Genomic DNA, 14,526 nt, shown 5'->3' with positions numbered 1-14,526 from the left:
CGCGCGCGCCGCGCCAAGGGTGGGGATGGACAATTCCACCCGCCCCCCGCAAAAGTTGCCCATGGATATCGAGAGATTGGCCGAGGGCCTCATAGCAGGAGAGCGCCGCGCCTTGGCGCGGGCGATCACGCTGGTGGAATCTGGCCGCGCCGATCACCGCGCGGCGGCGGCGGAACTGCTGGCCAAGCTGCCCAGCGACCGGCAGGCGCTGCGCATCGGGCTGTCGGGCACACCCGGGGTGGGCAAATCCACCTTCATCGAAAGCTTCGGCATGATGCTGACCGCGCAGGGCAAGCGCGTGGCGGTGCTGGCGGTGGACCCCAGTTCGGCGCGCACCGGCGGTTCGATCCTGGGTGACAAGACGCGGATGGATCGGCTCAGCCGGGATCCGCGCGCCTTCATCCGCCCGTCACCCAGCCAGACCCATCTGGGCGGCGTCGCGCGGCGCTCGCGCGAGGCGGTGCGGCTTTGCGAAGCGGCGGGTTTCGACGTGGTGCTGATCGAGACCGTGGGCGTCGGCCAGTCGGAAACTGTTGTGGCCGAGATGTCGGATGCTTTCGTGTTGCTGCTGGCGCCGGCGGGCGGGGATGAGTTGCAGGGCGTGAAACGCGGCATCATGGAGATTGCCGACCTCATCGTCATCAACAAGGCCGATGGCGATCTGAAATCCACCGCCGCGCGCACCCGGGCCGACTATGCCGGTGCCCTGCGCCTGTTGCGCAAGCGCCCGCAAGACCCCGAGGGCTTTCCGCGTGCCACCGCCGTCTCGGCGTTGGAGGAAAGCGGGTTGGAGGGAACTTGGGCCGCCTTGCAGGAACTGACCGATTGGCGCCGGGAAAACGGATTCTGGGACCGCACCCGCGCCGCACAGGCGCGCTATTGGTTCGAGCAGGACGTGAAGCAGCGGCTTCTGGCGCAGCTTGAGACACCGCAGGCCAAGGACGATCTGACGCGGCTCAGCGATGCCGTGGCCGATGGCGCGCGGGATCCGGCGGAAGCGGCGGCGGAATTCGTCCGCCGCCTTGGGGCGGATCAAGACGCGTTTGCGGGTTCCGAAACGGGGAAGAGCACGTCGTAGACCCAGTTAAAGACGAAGGCGTAGATCAGGTAGAACACCGCCAGGGACAGGTCGATCAAGAAGGCTTCGCGCAGGGAAATCTCCAGATACCACGCGATGAAGGGCAAGAGCACGAAGAGCAGCCCGATCTCGAAGCTCACGGCATGAAGCAGGCGGATCGGCACGGTCTTTTTCACCGTGCCGCGCAACCGGCGCAGGGCGTGGTCGAAGCCGAGGTTGTAGACATAGTTCCATCCCGTCGCGATGCTGGCGCTGACCACGGCGACTACGCCGATATGGCTGATGGGCTTGTCAAAGAGCCAAGCACTTGCGGGGGTGACGATCAGCAGGGCGATGATCTCGAAACTGAGGGCGTGGCGGATGCGGTCTGCGGTGCTGCGCATGGGGTGGTCCCGGTATTGGTCGGGTCGTCCCGAGTGGCTGCCCAAATGGGGGAGGTCGTCCTCGCTTGCTGCCAATATGGCGATTGCTGCGCGGGGTGCAAGGGGCTCAGCGGCCCGCCTTGGGATGGGCGTTGTTATAGACCTCCATCAGCCGCGCAGTATCGACGGCGGTATAGGCCTGCGTGGTCGAGAGCGAGGCATGGCCCAGAAGCTCCTGAATGGCGCGCAGATCGCCGCCTGCGTCCAGCAGATGGGTGGCAAAGCTGTGGCGCATGGCGTGGGGCGTGGCGCTGGCGGGCAGGCCCAGTTGCATCCGCGCATCGGCCATCACCTGCGCCACGGCGCGCGCGCCCAGGCCACCGCCGCGGATGGCGCGGAACAGCGGGGCCTGCGCCTCACGCGGGTGCGGGCAGAGGGCGAGGTAGTCGTCGACGGCGGCGCGGGCGGCGGGCAAGACCGGCACGACACGTTCCTTTCCGCCTTTGCCAAGGATGCGCAGGCTGGCGGGCAGCGGCGCATCGCCGCCTTTCAACGCCAGCGCCTCGGAAATCCGCAGCCCGCAGCCCCAGAGCAGGGTCAACACCGCCACGTCACGCGCCGCGACCCATGGGGCGCGGGCTTGGGTCTCGACACAGTCGATCAGCGCGCGGGCGGCATCTTCGGCCAGGGGGCGGGGCAGTTTCTTGGTGAACTTCGGCGATCGGGCGAGGAGGACGGCAGTTGGCTCGAACCCCTCCCGCTCGGCCAGCCAGCGGTAAAAGGCCTTCACCGCCGAAAGTTTGCGCGCCACCGACCGTGATCCCGCCCCGCCGCTGCGGGTGCTGGCCATCCATGCGCGCATATCGCTGATGGTGATCTTCGCCAGCGCCCCCAGACCTTGGGTATCGCCCTTATGCAGCGTCATGAAGGTGAGGAATTCGGTCACATCGCCCCGGTAGGCGATGATCGTATTTTCGGCCGCATCCTTTAGCGCACTTTGGTGCTCCAACCACGTCTGAAGCGCGTCCCGCGCGGCGGGGCTGATCAGCAGCGGATTTGCCCTCTCGCTCAAGACAGCCAGCGGCGCATGGAGCGCTCCAGCACGCCGGTGAAGAAGGTGAGCAGGTCGGTGCCCTGTTGCGGGCCGAACATATGCGGGTCTTCGGCGCCCATGACCAACAGGCCGGGCAGCCGTCCGGGGCCGAAGTCAAGCTTGAGACAGGCTTCGGACCGGATCCACCCCGCCTTGCCGCCATAGAGCACTTCGGACCCGTCTTGCAGCGCGCGCAGGGTCACCTGCCGCACCATGCCGCCGCGCCCTTGGCTGAGGTAGTCGTCGATAAACCCCGGTTCGGCCACGCTGAGCACATCGCCCAAACGCTGCACCGCCGGGTCATTGTCGTTCTGGGTGGATTCCAACACCAGCCGCACCGCATCGACGCGCAGGATATCGGCCACTTCACCGCCGAGATCGCGCAGAAAGGTTTCGAACTCCACCGGGTCGAGCATCCGCAGGATGGCACGGTGGATCTGGTTGGTCCCGGCAAGGTTTTCATAGGCCGCCGCGATGACGCTGCGGTGGGTGTCTTCCAGCCGGTCGAGCCGGGTTTCCAGACGTTCCATCGCGATGCCGCGCAGATCGACGATATTGCCGCCCATGGCCTTTTCATTGGCCGCGATCAGCGCCTGCATCACGTCGCTGTCGTCAAGGATGACATCGGGCGCTGAGATGATCGCCTCCCGCAGGGCGTCGTCGATTTTGGGGCTGCTGCTCATGGGCGTCTCTTTTTGATTTGCGGTGTCATAGCATGCTGGGGCGTCAAGATCTGCCCCCAATTGGTCACGTGTCCTGCCGCCTGCGGTCTTGTTGCCGCCTTGCGTCAGGCCGGGATGTAGAACGAAGCCTGCCGGAACAAAAGCGGCGCAGACGTGTTGGCCCCGGTCGACGCGCGGATTTCAGCCGTAGGGCCGCGCGCCTCTGATCGAAGTCTGCCGCATATCCCCGGATGCGGTGGGACTGGTTTTTGCCGGGAGAGGAAATCTTACATGGAACATGTCTCTGTCGATCTGTGGGCCGCCAACCTTCAGGTCGCGCCGGACTCGCTGCAAAGCTGGCTCGCCAGTGTCGAGACGCGTCTGGAGCAGGCCGCCGCGCGGGAGGCGCAGCTTTTGGTGATGCCAGAGTTCTGCTGCGCGCAGTGGCTTAGTTTCGCCCCTGCCGACCTGCCCGCGGAAGGGCAGCTTGGCTGGCTCGCGCAGACCGCCACACTGGCGCTTGACCCGATGCGCCGCATGGTCGAGCAGACCGGCGTGGCCCTGCTGCCCGGCACCTTTCCCGTGGCCTTCCCTTCGGTGGATGCGCCCGAAGGTTACCTCAATCAAGCGTGGTTTCTGACCCCCGATGGCGGGCTGCAAGTGCAGAACAAGCTGAGCCTGACCCCGCTTGAGGCGAATGGCGCCAGCGGCGTGACCATCGCGGGCACGGGGATCAACCTGTTCGAGTGGAACGGGCTACGCTGTGTCATCGCGATTTGTCTGGACGCGGAATATACCGCGCTCTGGTCCAAACTGGGAGAGTTGGACCTCGATCTGGTGATCATTCCCGCCAAGACCGACATGATCACCGGCTATAACCGCGTGTTCAGCTGCGCGCGGGCGCGGGCGATCGAATTGCAGACCGCCGTTTGCTGTGTCGGCGCGGTGGGCGCACCGCTCACCCCATGGCAGCAGGATACCGGCGTGGGCGGGGCGAGCGTCTATTTGCCCTGCGATGTCTCCGTGGCTTTGGACGGGATGCATGCGGCCCTACCGCCCCAGACAGCGGCGGAAGGCATGGATTTGGTCTTACAAGCTCCGGCGATTCCCGTGGGGCAATGCCGCCGCATCCGCGCGGGCGCGGCAGAGGCAGAGGTGCGCCCGGGCCTGTGGTCGGGCGATCACCTGACGGTCGAAGGCAGTGCGGCATAGGGCAAAGAAAAACCCCCTCCGCCAAGGGCGGAAGGGGGTTGGTCTTCGGGCATTGAGGCGGATCAGAGGATGTTCTGACCGGTCTTTTTCCAATCGGCCATGAACTGCTCCAGCCCCTTGTCGGTCAGCGGATGCGCGGCCAGTTTCTTGATCACCTCGGGCGGCGCGGTCATCACATCAGCACCGATGCGCGCGGCGTCGAGCACATGGTTCACGCTGCGGATGGAGGCGGCGAGGATCTGCGTCTCAAACCCGTAGTTGTCGTAGATGGTGCGGATGTCTTGGATCAGGTCCATGCCATCGAGGTTGATGTCGTCCAAACGTCCAATGAAGGGCGAGATAAAGGTCGCGCCCGCCTTGGCCGCGATCAGCGCTTGGTTCGCCGAGAAGCAGAGCGTCACGTTGATCATATGACCTTCGCCCGACAGAACCTTACAGGCTTTCAGCCCGTCCCATGTCAGCGGCAGCTTGATGGTAATGTTGTCGGCGATCTCGGCCAGTTTGCGGCCTTCGGCGATCATCGCGTCGGCTTCCAGCGCCACGACTTCGGCAGAGACGGGGCCGTCGACGAGGTCACAAATCTCTTTGGTGACTTCAAGGATGTTACGGCCCGATTTCAGGATCAGGGAGGGGTTGGTTGTCACGCCGTCGACCATGCCAAGGTCGTTGAGTTCGGCGATGGCGTCGATCTCGGCTGTATCTACGAAGAATTTCATGGGCTTTCCTTCCGGGTTGGAATGTGATCGCTATCGGGGCAATTCGTTGCCTTGGCTTTACCGCATGATCTGCGATGCTTAAAGCCTCAATTCCCCCAAGCGACACGGAGCAGGCGGCAGGTATGGCTGAATTCTACCACCATGGTGAGTTGTTGTCGGTATTGACCACCCAGCCTCTGGGCCGCGCGCTGGATTACCGCGCGCCCGAGGGCGGTTGCCGGGCCGGGGCCTTTGTCGAGGTGCCGCTGGGGCCGCGCAAGGTGATGGGCGTGGTCTGGGGGCCGGGGGCCGGGGACTACGACATCACCAAAGTGCGCCATGTGATCCGAGTGCTTGATGCACCGCCGATGCGCGAGGAGATGCGCGAATTCTTGCTGCGCGCGGCGGCATATACGCTGACCCCGCTCCCCGCCATGCTGCGGCTCGCCACCCGCGCGCCGGGGCTGGGCGATCCGCCCTCGATGCGCAAGATCTACCGCGCGGGCGAGGGCGTGCCGTCGCGCATGACCGATGCGCGGCAAAGGGTCATGGCGGTGCTGGAGGAATATGGCGATCTGGCTTTCACGCTAAAGGAATTATCGGAGATGGCCGGGGTGACCTCCTCGGTTGTGAAAGGGCTGGTCGACCAAGGCGCGGTGCGCGAGGAGGAAAGCCCCCGCGATCTGCCGTTCCGGCGGCTTGATCCATCCTTGCCTGGCAAGGCACTGACCGAGGATCAGGCCAAGGCCGCCGCGGTGCTGCACGAGGGGATCAAGTCCGAGACCTACGGCACGACGCTTTTGCGCGGCGTCACCGGTTCGGGCAAGACGGAGGTCTATCTCGAAGCCGTGGCGGCGGCGGTGCAGGCCGGGCGGCAGGCGCTGGTGCTCTTGCCTGAGATCGCGCTGACCGAGCAGTTCCTCGAGCGGGTCGAAGAGCGTTTCGGCGCCAAGCCCGCCGAGTGGCATTCCGGCGTGACCATGACTGAGCGCCGCCGCATCTGGCGCATGGTGGGCGAGGGCAACGCGCAACTGGTGATCGGCGCGCGTTCGGCGCTGTTCCTGCCGTTCCAGAACCTCGGGCTGATCGTCGTGGATGAGGAACACGACACGTCCTACAAGCAGGAGGACGGGGTGCTTTACAACGCCCGCGACATGGCGGTGCTGCGGGCCTCGATCTGCGGTGCGCAGGTGGTGCTGGCCAGCGCCACGCCGAGCCTTGAGACATGGGCCAATGCGCAGGCGGGCAAATACCGGCGGCTGGAATTAACCTCGCGCTTCGGCCCGGCGGTAATGCCGAAGATGGGGGCCATCGACATGCGCGCCGCCGGGCTGCCCGGTGACAAATGGATCTCGGGCGAGATGAAGCGCGAGGTCGACGCGCGGCTGGAGCGCGGCGAACAGGCGATGCTCTTCATCAACCGCCGTGGCTATGCGCCGGTCACGCTCTGCCGCGCCTGTGGCGAGCAGATCGGCTGCGATCAATGCGATGCGCGGATGGTGGAGCATCGGTTTCTCAAGCGGCTGATCTGCCACCAATGCGGCGAGAGCAAGCCGATGCCCGAAGCCTGTCCCTCCTGCGAGGTCGAGGGCAAGCTGGCCCCCGTGGGGCCCGGGGTGGAGCGGCTGGGCGAGGAGGCCGCCGCCCTCTGGCCCGAGGCGCGGATCGCGACGCTCAGTTCGGACATGTACGGTTCGGCCCGGGCGCTCAAGGCCGAGATTGCGGGCATCGCCGAGGGGGCTGCGGATATTATCATCGGCACGCAACTGGTGGCCAAGGGGCATAACTTCCCGAAGCTGACGCTGGTGGGGGTGATCGACGCCGATCTCGGCCTCACCGGGTCGGACTTGCGCGCGGCGGAGCGGACGTTTCAACTGATGCGGCAGGTGGCGGGGCGGGCAGGCCGGGCCGAGGCGCCCGGCGCGGCGCTCTTGCAAACCTACCAGCCCGAGCACCCGGTGATCCGGGCCATTCTGGCGGGAGAGGAGGAGGCCTTCTGGGCCGCCGAGGCCGGGGAACGGCGGCAGGCCGGGGTGCCGCCCTACGGGCGCATGGCCGGGATCATCCTCAGCGGCAGCGACGCGGCGGCGGTCTTTGATTTGGGTAACCATCTGGCGCGGCACGACGCACCGCTGCGGGCAGTGGGCGCGCAGGTATTCGGCCCCGCGCCCGCGCCCATCGCCCGGGTGCGCGGGCGGCACCGGGTGCGGCTGCTGGTAAAGGCCGACAAGGGCGTGGCGTTGCAGGAGGCGCTGGGCCGCTGGGTCGGCGGGCTGCGGCTGAAGGGGGATCTGCGGCTGGCGGTGGATATCGACCCGCAGAGTTTTTATTGAGGCTTTAGCTATTGCAGGACGAGGGCCAGCGTCTGCCCGCGGGTTGGCGATGCAAAGCTAGGCGCGTGCCACTTTATGGCTCAGCCGTGATGTGCCTTCGCGCGGTCGCACCCAGCCTTGGCAAATCGCCTACCCGGGGGGCGGGCAGGCGATGGCCTGGCGCCTGCGGCTTGTCCCGGGCCGGTGCCAATTGACGCCCCGCACGAAACAGCCCGAAATCAAGACCGAAGGCCGCCGGGCAACACCAGACCGGTGCATGGTCGGGCGCTTTTGCAATCGGAGTGGCGGCTTGCGCGTGGTTCTTATGAGTTGCCGCCATAGAGTGACCAACTGATACGGGCAACCCCAGCCCCGGTCTGGCACTGCCCGGCTCTGCGCGTTTTCTCTCGCCATTCCCGATACCCCGGCGTAATGAAATCCCATGACCCGTTTCATCACCCTCGAAGAGGCCAAGCGCCTGCCGTTCTGGCGCCGCCCCGTGGCCCTGCTGTTTCTCATGGCACTGGCCATGCCGATCGCCTTCAACACATGGTCGGCGCTGCTCAATAACTTCGTCATCGAGGTCGCGGATTTCGACGGGTCCGACATCGGGCTGTTGCATACGGTGCGCGAGATCCCGGGTTTTTTCGCCATCGGCGTCATAGCCATTCTGCTTTTCATGCGCGAACAGGTGCTTGGGCTGGTCTCGCTCGCGCTTCTGGGTGCGGCGACGGCGGTCACGGCCTATTTCCCCTCGATGGGCGGTATCCTGACGATCACCATGCTGAGCTCCATCGGCTTTCACTACTACGAGACGGTGAACCAGTCGCTGCAACTGCAATGGCTCAAGATCGAAGACGCCCCGCGGATGATCGGCTGGCTCATGGCCGCAGGCTCGCTGGCCACGCTGGTGGCCTATCTCGCGATCATGGCGCTGTGGGAGACCCTGAGCCTCAGCTACAACATCGTCTACATGATCGGCGGGGGCGTTACCGTCGCCATCGCGCTTGTCGCCATGCTGGCCTATCCGCAGTTCGAGGCGCCCACGGTGCAGAACAAGAAGATGGTGCTGCGCCGCCGCTACTGGCTCTATTACGCGCTGCAATTCATGTCCGGGGCGCGGCGGCAGATCTTCGTGGTCTTCGCGGGCTTCATGATGGTCGAGCGTTTCGGCTTCGAGGTGCATGAGATCACGACGCTCTACCTGATCAACCTCGTCGCCAATATGCTCTTTGCCCCGCTGATGGGCCGCGCGGTGGGGCATTTCGGCGAACGCAGGACATTGGCGGTGGAGTACATCGGGCTGATCTTGGTCTTTCTGGCCTATGGCGGGGTCTATTACCTTGGCTGGGGCGTGGTGATCGCGGCGGCGCTCTATGTTATCGACCATATGTTCTTTGCCCTCGCACTGGCATTGAAAACCTACTTCCAAAAGATCGCGGATCCGGCGGATATCGCGCCCACGGCGGCGGTGGCTTTCACCATCAACCACATCGCCGCGGTCTTCCTGCCCGTGCTCTTGGGGCTGTTGTGGCTAGCCTCCCCGGCGGCGGTGTTCTTCCTCGCGGCGGGCATGGCGGCGGTGTCGCTGATGCTGTCGCTGCTGATCCCGCGCCATCCCGCGCCGGGGCATGAGACGATCTTTCAACGTGCCGTGCCGCAGGCCGCCGAATAGGGCGCGAAACCTGGCATGGCTTGACCCGGCGCGCGCGCGGCCCTAGGCGAAACGCAACCGCACCGCAGCAAAGGACCGCGCCATGCCCACGTTCACCGCCCTGACCACCCTCGAAGGCCGCGACCCCGCCTATGCTCTGGGCGAGGCGATGGAGCGGCTCTCCCCCGAACCGACCGGCGTCGGCGTGTTCGAGGTCGAGGACGGCTCGGGCCTCTGGGAGGTCGGTGGCTACTTTGAGGAAAAGCCGGACACCGCAGCGCTGGCGGTACTTGCCAAGGCGATGGGGGCGAAGGACTTCACCGTCTCCGAACTGCCCGAGACCGACTGGGTCGCCCATGTCCGCCGGGAGTTGGCGCCCGTCGAGGCGGGCCGCTTCTTCGTTTACGGCAGCCATGACGCCGACAAGGTGCCCGAAGACTGCGAGCCGCTGCTGATCGAGGCCGCCATGGCCTTCGGCACCGGGCACCATGGCACTACCTTGGGCTGTCTCAAGGCGTTGGACCGGCTGGCGACGGACGGCTTCCACGGCAAGAACGTCGCCGACATCGGCTGCGGCACCGCGGTGCTGGCGATGGCCGCCGCGCGCATCTGGCCGGAAACAGTGCTGGCGAGCGACATCGACGAGGTCGCGGTAGAGGTGGCGCAGGCCAATGTCGACGCCAACGGCCTTACGGGCCGCGTGACCTGCGTGGAGGCCGCGGGTTTCGACCATCCCGCTTTGGCCGAAGCCGCCCCCTTCGATCTGGTCTTCGCCAACATCCTCAAAGGTCCGTTGGTGGCACTGGCCCCCGACATGGCGGCGGCGCTGCAACCCGGGGGCTATGCGATTCTCTCCGGCCTGCTGAACGAACAGGCAGAGGAGGTGATCGAGGTTTATGCACGATCCGGCATCAATCTGACCCACCGTGAGAGCATTGGCGACTGGACGACACTAACGCTGCAAACGAAAGTATAATTCGCGCCTCATTTTCGTTGCATTCGACCCTTTTGCCGCTTTCTCGCCACATTTGGACTTTATTCAAAATGGCAGCAAACGGTGGGGGCCGGATTGCTACGGAGGCTGTGATGGCTGAAGGACACGCTCAATTCGCGAAACGGATCGAACTTCTCGGGCGCAAGCATCGTAAGCTGGAACGAGGATATGTCACCCGCATCGGGCGCGACGGGTTGATCTCGGTCTTGCCGAGGCGCGCCCGCCGGGGATTCCCGATGACAGGGCTTTTCCTGATCGTGCTGGTGTTTTTCGGCTTCAAAGCCTTCACCCTCGCGGCGATCGGCCCGGTGACCTATAACGAACGCCTCTCGCGCCTTGCCAATGGGTCGAACCTTGAGCAGGTCGGCGCCAAGATGATGGCCATCGACCCGGTGACCCAGACATTGGCCGAGATGACCGGCCCGATCATGCGGTAACGTGGCACCGCCCCTTGCGAAAAGAAAAAGGCCGTAGCGGAGGCTCTCCGCTACGGCTTTTCTAATTGGACTGATGCTTATCCCGTAAGATCAACGCACGAAGTGGTTCTGCGCCACAAGGTCGATGTCGCCCCGGATCAAGCCGATGTCTTGCAGTTCAAGATCGGTCAGGTCCGACAGCGCCTTGCGGGTGGCGCGGCTGTCTTGCCAAGCCTCAACCGCGGCGAAGAAGGCGCCGAAAAAGCTAAGGATGCGGGCGACGGCCGAGGGGGAGCCGTAAGCGGTGCGGGTGGTGTCGAAAGCTGCCATGGGGCCGTCCTTTGTTTGATCTCAGGTTACGTCAGCGGGGGAGGGTGTAGCGCCCCATGCCGAACAGAATTTTCGGCAAGTATGCCTGAAAGTCGCCCCGCGCAATCCCTCAAATACGACAGTGAGGCTTGCGTTTTTTGCATGGGTCGAAAACAGGGTTAACCCACTCTCATTGCGGGAAGAATTCGCTGCCTGGCATGTCGGTTTTGAACCATGGAGGGGCGCAATTCGACACCGCGGTTCAAAAGCGACAGGGCGCCTGTCGCAAAGCGCCCGCCGCGCATCAGGGCTTTGCGATGTTCGCCTTTCGTGCTAGTGCACCAAAAAAGCAACAATTTTACCGAGGGGCAGAGATGATACGGGTGATCGGCATAGATCCGGGGCTGCGCAATCTGGGCTGGGGCGTGATCGATGTCTCGGGCAGCCGAATCGCCCATGTGGCCAATGGCATCTGTCACTCCGAAGGCGACGACCTTGGCGCGCGGCTCTTGTCCTTGCATGGACAGCTTACGCGCGTATTGACCATGTGGCAGCCACAGGCGGCAGCGGTTGAGCAGACCTTCGTGAACAAGGACGGGGCCGGGACGCTGAAGCTGGGGCAGGCGCGGGGCATCGCCATGCTGGTGCCCGCGCAGTTTGGTTTGACGGTGGGCGAATATGCCCCCAACAAGGTCAAGAAAACCGTGGTCGGCGTTGGCCATGCGGATAAGGGACAGGTGGCGCATATGGTTAAGATGCAGATGCCGGGGGTCGAGATTGCCGGGCCAGATGCCGCCGATGCGCTGGCCATCGCGATCTGCCACGCACACCACGGCGGCGCGAGCACCCTCGCGCAGGCGGTGGCGAGGGCGAGCGCATGATCGGCAAGCTCTCGGGCCGCATCGACTACCGCGCCGCCGATCACGTGCTGATCGACGTGCGCGGGGTGGGCTACCTTGTCTATGTCTCCGACCGGACCATGGCCGCGCTGCCCGGCGTGGGGGAGGCGGTGGCGCTTTATACCGACCTCGTGGTGCGCGAAGACCTGATGCAGCTTTTCGGCTTCCAGACGCTGGTGGAGAAGGAATGGCACCGGCTGCTGACCTCGGTGCAGGGGGTGGGGGCCAAGGCCTCGCTCGCGATCCTCGGCACGCTGGGGCCGGATGGCGTGAGCCGCGCCATCGCGCTTGGCGACTGGAACGCGGTGAAGGCCGCCAAGGGCATCGGCCCCAAGATCGCGCAGCGCGTGGTGCTGGACCTCAAGGACAAGGCGCCCGGCGTCATGGCGATGACCGGCACCGTGGCCGACGCCATGGGTGAGACTGAGGCCGCCGCCGACGAGGCGGTGATCGAAGCCGCCGCCCCGCGCCCCGCGCCGAAACCCGCCGCCCCCAATGCTTCGGCCCAGTCCGAGGCGCTCTCGGCACTTGGCAACCTTGGCTATGCACCGGGCGATGCGGCGGGCGCCGTGGCGCAGGCCGCCGGAGAGGCGCCCGAGGCCGATACCAAGGCGCTGATCCGCGCGGCGCTTAAGCTGCTGGCGCCGAAGGGGTGAGCAGGAATGCGCGCGGCTGCTGGTGCGTGAACCTTCCGCTGGAAGAACCACGCACCCTACGGCATAACGAGGCCCTATGACCGAGATCGACCCCACCGTGCGGCCCGACCCGCTGCCCGAAGACACCGACCGCGCGCTGCGGCCGCAGATGCTTGGCGAATTTGTTGGGCAGGCGGAGGCACGGGCGAACCTGTCGGTCTTTATCCAGTCCGCCCGCCAACGCGGCGAGGCGATGGACCACACGCTGTTTCATGGCCCGCCCGGACTGGGCAAGACGACGCTGGCGCAGATCATGGCGCGCGAGCTTGGCGTGGGCTTTCGCATGACCTCCGGCCCGGTGCTGGCCAAGGCCGGTGACCTCGCCGCGATCCTCACCAATCTCGAGGCGCGCGACGTGCTCTTCATCGACGAGATCCACCGGCTCAACGCCTCGGTCGAAGAGGTGCTCTACCCGGCGATGGAGGATTTCGAGCTCGATCTGGTGATCGGCGAGGGCCCCGCCGCGCGCACGGTGCGGATCGAGTTGCAGCCCTTCACGCTGGTGGGCGCCACCACCCGCATGGGGCTTTTGACCACGCCGCTGCGCGACCGTTTCGGCATCCCGACGCGGCTGCAATTCTACACCGAGGACGAGCTTTACATCATCGTCGACCGCAACGCCCGCAAGCTGGGTGCCCCGGCGGACGAAGGCGGCGCGCGCGAGATTGCCAAACGCGCCCGGGGCACGCCGCGGATCGCCGGGCGGCTATTGCGGCGGGTGGTGGATTTCGCGGTGGTCGAAGGCGATGGCCGGGTGACGCGCGCGTTGGCCGACATGGCGCTGACGCGGCTCGGTGTCGATCACCTCGGCCTTGACGGGGCGGACCGGCGCTACCTGCGGTTGATGGCAGAGAACTATCAGGGCGGCCCGGTGGGGATCGAAACGCTCTCGGCCGCGCTTTCCGAAAGCCGCGATGCGCTGGAGGAAGTCATTGAGCCCTTCCTGTTGCAGCAAGGGCTGATCCAGCGTACCCCGCGCGGCAGAATGTTGGCGGCCAAGGCGTGGACACACCTTGGCATGGCCGCGCCAAAGGGGCAGAGCGACCTTTTTGGCTGACGCTTCGAAGCGAAGGTAGACCAGATGACGATGACCGCAGAGCAGATCGAGACCCTATTCACCCGCCGCGACGGGCAGTTCGCCTTTGCCCGCTGGGGCCGCCCCATCGCCCCCGTGGCCTTTGGGATCGAGGAAGAGGCGTTGCCGGTCGTGAAGGGCGCACTCGAAGCGGTGGCCAAGCTCGCCGGTCACGACATGGCCGAAACCGACCCCGAATTGGGCAGCAACCTGATGATGTTCTTCTTCGCCGATTGGGCGGAGCTGCTCGACGTGCCGGGGATGGAGGGGCTGGTCCCCGACCTCGCGGCGCAGGTCGACCGCTTGCAGACGGCAGGCGCGAACCAGTACCGTTTTTTCCGCTTTGACGAGACCGGCGCGATCAAGGCGGCCTTCGTCTTCCTGCGCATGGACGAGAGCCTGCAAGACATGTCCGCGCAGGTGCTGGCGCTGAGCCAAGCGGTGCAGGTCATTCTGCTGTGGTCCGAGGATGCCTTTCAAGGGCAATCGCCGCTGGCGATGGCCGATGACGCGCTGGTGCTGCGTCCTGAGGTCGCGGATGTGATCCGCGCCGCCTATGACCCGGTGATGCCCCCTGCCGCCAATGATGCCAGCCACGCGCTGCGCCTTGCCGCACGGGTGCAGGTGGCGTCATGAGCCATAGTTTCCCGGTCCGCATCTTCTATGAAGACACCGATATGGCGGGCGTCGTCTATTACGCCAACTACCTGCGCTATATCGAACGGGCGCGGTCGGACATTGTCGAACAGATCGGCCTTGATCAACGTGCCATGCGCGACGAGGGGCTGGTCTTTGTGGTGACGCGGGTGGAGGCGGATTATCTCGGCGCCGCGCGCTTTGGCGATCGACTAGAGGTGCAGACGACCCATCAGGCCGAAGGGCCGGTGCGTTGGGTGTTCGACCAAGACGTGCTGCGCGATGGCAAGGTCATCTTTCGCGCCAAAGTGACCGCCGTTTGCATGACGACGGGCGGAAAACCCACGCGGCTGCCAGCGAAACTCCGCCTGTCGGACGGCGATCCGGCGCGCTGATACCATAATTCTAGCAATCCCGGTTGCAGTCCGTTAGCT

The 14,526-nt window shown here is 65.4% G+C and carries 16 protein-coding genes; 11 read left to right on the top strand and 5 right to left on the bottom strand.

Features of this window, described 5'->3' with window-relative positions:
* The first annotated feature begins 61 nt into the window (after positions 1 to 61).
* Entirely contained in the window at positions 62 to 1,078 is a 1,017-nt protein-coding gene (meaB, locus tag ACGYK7_RS13700) for a methylmalonyl Co-A mutase-associated GTPase MeaB (protein WP_394402932.1), read from the top strand.
* Here meaB and ACGYK7_RS13695 read toward each other — a convergent pair.
* The 3 genes from ACGYK7_RS13695 to ACGYK7_RS13685 all read right to left on the bottom strand — a co-directional run bounded on the left by ACGYK7_RS13695 (position 1,033) and on the right by ACGYK7_RS13685 (position 3,216).
* On the bottom strand, positions 1,033 to 1,461 hold the full coding sequence (locus ACGYK7_RS13695; RefSeq protein WP_394402930.1) for a PACE efflux transporter: 429 nt from the start codon (positions 1,459 to 1,461) through the stop codon (positions 1,033 to 1,035). The two genes, meaB and ACGYK7_RS13695, sit on opposite strands and share 46 nt — an antisense overlap.
* 106 nt (positions 1,462 to 1,567) lie before the next feature.
* Positions 1,568 to 2,512, bottom strand: a complete 945-nt coding sequence (locus ACGYK7_RS13690; RefSeq protein ID WP_394402929.1) for a tyrosine recombinase XerC — start codon at positions 2,510 to 2,512, stop codon at positions 1,568 to 1,570.
* On the bottom strand, positions 2,509 to 3,216 hold the full coding sequence (locus tag ACGYK7_RS13685; protein WP_394402927.1) for a DUF484 family protein: 708 nt from the start codon (positions 3,214 to 3,216) through the stop codon (positions 2,509 to 2,511). Before ACGYK7_RS13685 ends, ACGYK7_RS13690 begins: the two co-directional genes overlap by 4 nt.
* A 270-nt stretch (positions 3,217 to 3,486) precedes the next feature.
* On the opposite strand from ACGYK7_RS13685, the gene ACGYK7_RS13680 reads away from it, so the two are divergent.
* A complete protein-coding gene (locus ACGYK7_RS13680) occupies positions 3,487 to 4,407 on the top strand; it encodes a nitrilase-related carbon-nitrogen hydrolase (RefSeq protein ID WP_394402926.1) in 921 nt (306 codons plus the stop codon).
* A 62-nt stretch (positions 4,408 to 4,469) separates the two neighbouring features.
* On the opposite strand, the gene fsa is transcribed toward ACGYK7_RS13680, so the two are convergent.
* A complete protein-coding gene (gene fsa, locus ACGYK7_RS13675) occupies positions 4,470 to 5,123 on the bottom strand; it encodes a fructose-6-phosphate aldolase (protein WP_317406331.1) in 654 nt (217 codons plus the stop codon).
* 122 nt (positions 5,124 to 5,245) lie between these two features.
* On the opposite strand from fsa, the gene ACGYK7_RS13670 reads away from it, so the two are divergent.
* The 4 genes from ACGYK7_RS13670 (at position 5,246) to ACGYK7_RS13655 (ending at position 10,499) form a co-directional block, all read left to right on the top strand.
* Positions 5,246 to 7,435, top strand: coding sequence for a primosomal protein N' (locus ACGYK7_RS13670; RefSeq protein ID WP_394402924.1), 2,190 nt, complete (start codon positions 5,246 to 5,248; stop codon positions 7,433 to 7,435).
* A 421-nt stretch (positions 7,436 to 7,856) separates the two neighbouring features.
* Complete coding sequence (locus ACGYK7_RS13665) at positions 7,857 to 9,089, top strand: MFS transporter (protein WP_394402922.1); 1,233 nt, start codon at positions 7,857 to 7,859, stop codon at positions 9,087 to 9,089.
* An 82-nt stretch (positions 9,090 to 9,171) separates the two neighbouring features.
* Positions 9,172 to 10,044: a 50S ribosomal protein L11 methyltransferase gene (locus ACGYK7_RS13660; protein ID WP_394402921.1), complete on the top strand. Its 873-nt coding sequence runs from the start codon at positions 9,172 to 9,174 to the stop codon at positions 10,042 to 10,044.
* Positions 10,045 to 10,154: 110 nt separating this feature from the next.
* A complete protein-coding gene (locus tag ACGYK7_RS13655; protein WP_394402919.1) occupies positions 10,155 to 10,499 on the top strand; it encodes a hypothetical protein in 345 nt (114 codons plus the stop codon).
* 90 nt (positions 10,500 to 10,589) lie between these two features.
* Here the strand turns inward: ACGYK7_RS13655 and ACGYK7_RS13650 are convergent, their stop codons facing one another.
* Positions 10,590 to 10,808, bottom strand: a complete 219-nt coding sequence (locus tag ACGYK7_RS13650) for a DUF1127 domain-containing protein (RefSeq protein WP_394402918.1) — start codon at positions 10,806 to 10,808, stop codon at positions 10,590 to 10,592.
* A gap of 353 nt (positions 10,809 to 11,161) precedes the next feature.
* On the opposite strand from ACGYK7_RS13650, the gene ruvC reads away from it, so the two are divergent.
* From ruvC to ACGYK7_RS13625, 5 genes are all read left to right on the top strand, one after another.
* Complete coding sequence (gene ruvC, locus ACGYK7_RS13645; RefSeq protein ID WP_394402917.1) at positions 11,162 to 11,668, top strand: crossover junction endodeoxyribonuclease RuvC; 507 nt, start codon at positions 11,162 to 11,164, stop codon at positions 11,666 to 11,668.
* Positions 11,665 to 12,342 carry a Holliday junction branch migration protein RuvA gene (ruvA, locus tag ACGYK7_RS13640; RefSeq protein ID WP_394402915.1) on the top strand — a complete coding sequence of 226 codons (678 nt, stop codon included), beginning with the start codon at positions 11,665 to 11,667 and terminating at the stop codon, positions 12,340 to 12,342. Before ruvC ends, ruvA begins: the two co-directional genes overlap by 4 nt.
* A gap of 76 nt (positions 12,343 to 12,418) precedes the next feature.
* Positions 12,419 to 13,438 (top strand): Holliday junction branch migration DNA helicase RuvB, encoded by a 1,020-nt coding sequence (ruvB, locus tag ACGYK7_RS13635; RefSeq protein ID WP_394402913.1) that lies wholly within the window; start codon positions 12,419 to 12,421, stop codon positions 13,436 to 13,438.
* A 30-nt stretch (positions 13,439 to 13,468) separates the two neighbouring features.
* A complete protein-coding gene (locus tag ACGYK7_RS13630) occupies positions 13,469 to 14,092 on the top strand; it encodes a hypothetical protein (protein WP_394402990.1) in 624 nt (207 codons plus the stop codon).
* Positions 14,089 to 14,487, top strand: a complete 399-nt coding sequence (locus ACGYK7_RS13625; protein WP_209218189.1) for a YbgC/FadM family acyl-CoA thioesterase — start codon at positions 14,089 to 14,091, stop codon at positions 14,485 to 14,487. The genes ACGYK7_RS13630 and ACGYK7_RS13625 overlap by 4 nt, the downstream gene beginning before the upstream one ends.
* Positions 14,488 to 14,526: the final 39 nt, after the last annotated feature.

Source organism: Sulfitobacter sp. 1A15299, assembly GCF_043556915.1.
Taxonomy (GTDB): Bacteria; Pseudomonadota; Alphaproteobacteria; order Rhodobacterales; family Rhodobacteraceae; genus Sulfitobacter.
This window is presented reverse-complemented; position numbering and strand designations above follow the sequence as displayed.

Coding starts and splice junctions, on each gene's coding strand:
- ACGYK7_RS13685 (WP_394402927.1), bottom strand. CDS start 3,216: ATGAGCAGCAGCCCCAAAATCGACGACGCCCTGCGGGAGGCGATCATC.
- ACGYK7_RS13625 (WP_209218189.1), top strand. CDS start 14,089: ATGAGCCATAGTTTCCCGGTCCGCATCTTCTATGAAGACACCGATATG.
- ACGYK7_RS13680 (WP_394402926.1), top strand. CDS start 3,487: ATGGAACATGTCTCTGTCGATCTGTGGGCCGCCAACCTTCAGGTCGCG.
- ruvC (WP_394402917.1), top strand. CDS start 11,162: ATGATACGGGTGATCGGCATAGATCCGGGGCTGCGCAATCTGGGCTGG.
- ACGYK7_RS13670 (WP_394402924.1), top strand. CDS start 5,246: ATGGCTGAATTCTACCACCATGGTGAGTTGTTGTCGGTATTGACCACC.
- ACGYK7_RS13665 (WP_394402922.1), top strand. CDS start 7,857: ATGACCCGTTTCATCACCCTCGAAGAGGCCAAGCGCCTGCCGTTCTGG.
- ACGYK7_RS13650 (WP_394402918.1), bottom strand. CDS start 10,808: ATGGCAGCTTTCGACACCACCCGCACCGCTTACGGCTCCCCCTCGGCC.
- ruvA (WP_394402915.1), top strand. CDS start 11,665: ATGATCGGCAAGCTCTCGGGCCGCATCGACTACCGCGCCGCCGATCAC.
- meaB (WP_394402932.1), top strand. CDS start 62: ATGGATATCGAGAGATTGGCCGAGGGCCTCATAGCAGGAGAGCGCCGC.
- ACGYK7_RS13660 (WP_394402921.1), top strand. CDS start 9,172: ATGCCCACGTTCACCGCCCTGACCACCCTCGAAGGCCGCGACCCCGCC.
- ACGYK7_RS13630 (WP_394402990.1), top strand. CDS start 13,469: ATGACCGCAGAGCAGATCGAGACCCTATTCACCCGCCGCGACGGGCAG.
- ruvB (WP_394402913.1), top strand. CDS start 12,419: ATGACCGAGATCGACCCCACCGTGCGGCCCGACCCGCTGCCCGAAGAC.
- fsa (WP_317406331.1), bottom strand. CDS start 5,123: ATGAAATTCTTCGTAGATACAGCCGAGATCGACGCCATCGCCGAACTC.
- ACGYK7_RS13655 (WP_394402919.1), top strand. CDS start 10,155: ATGGCTGAAGGACACGCTCAATTCGCGAAACGGATCGAACTTCTCGGG.
- ACGYK7_RS13695 (WP_394402930.1), bottom strand. CDS start 1,461: ATGCGCAGCACCGCAGACCGCATCCGCCACGCCCTCAGTTTCGAGATC.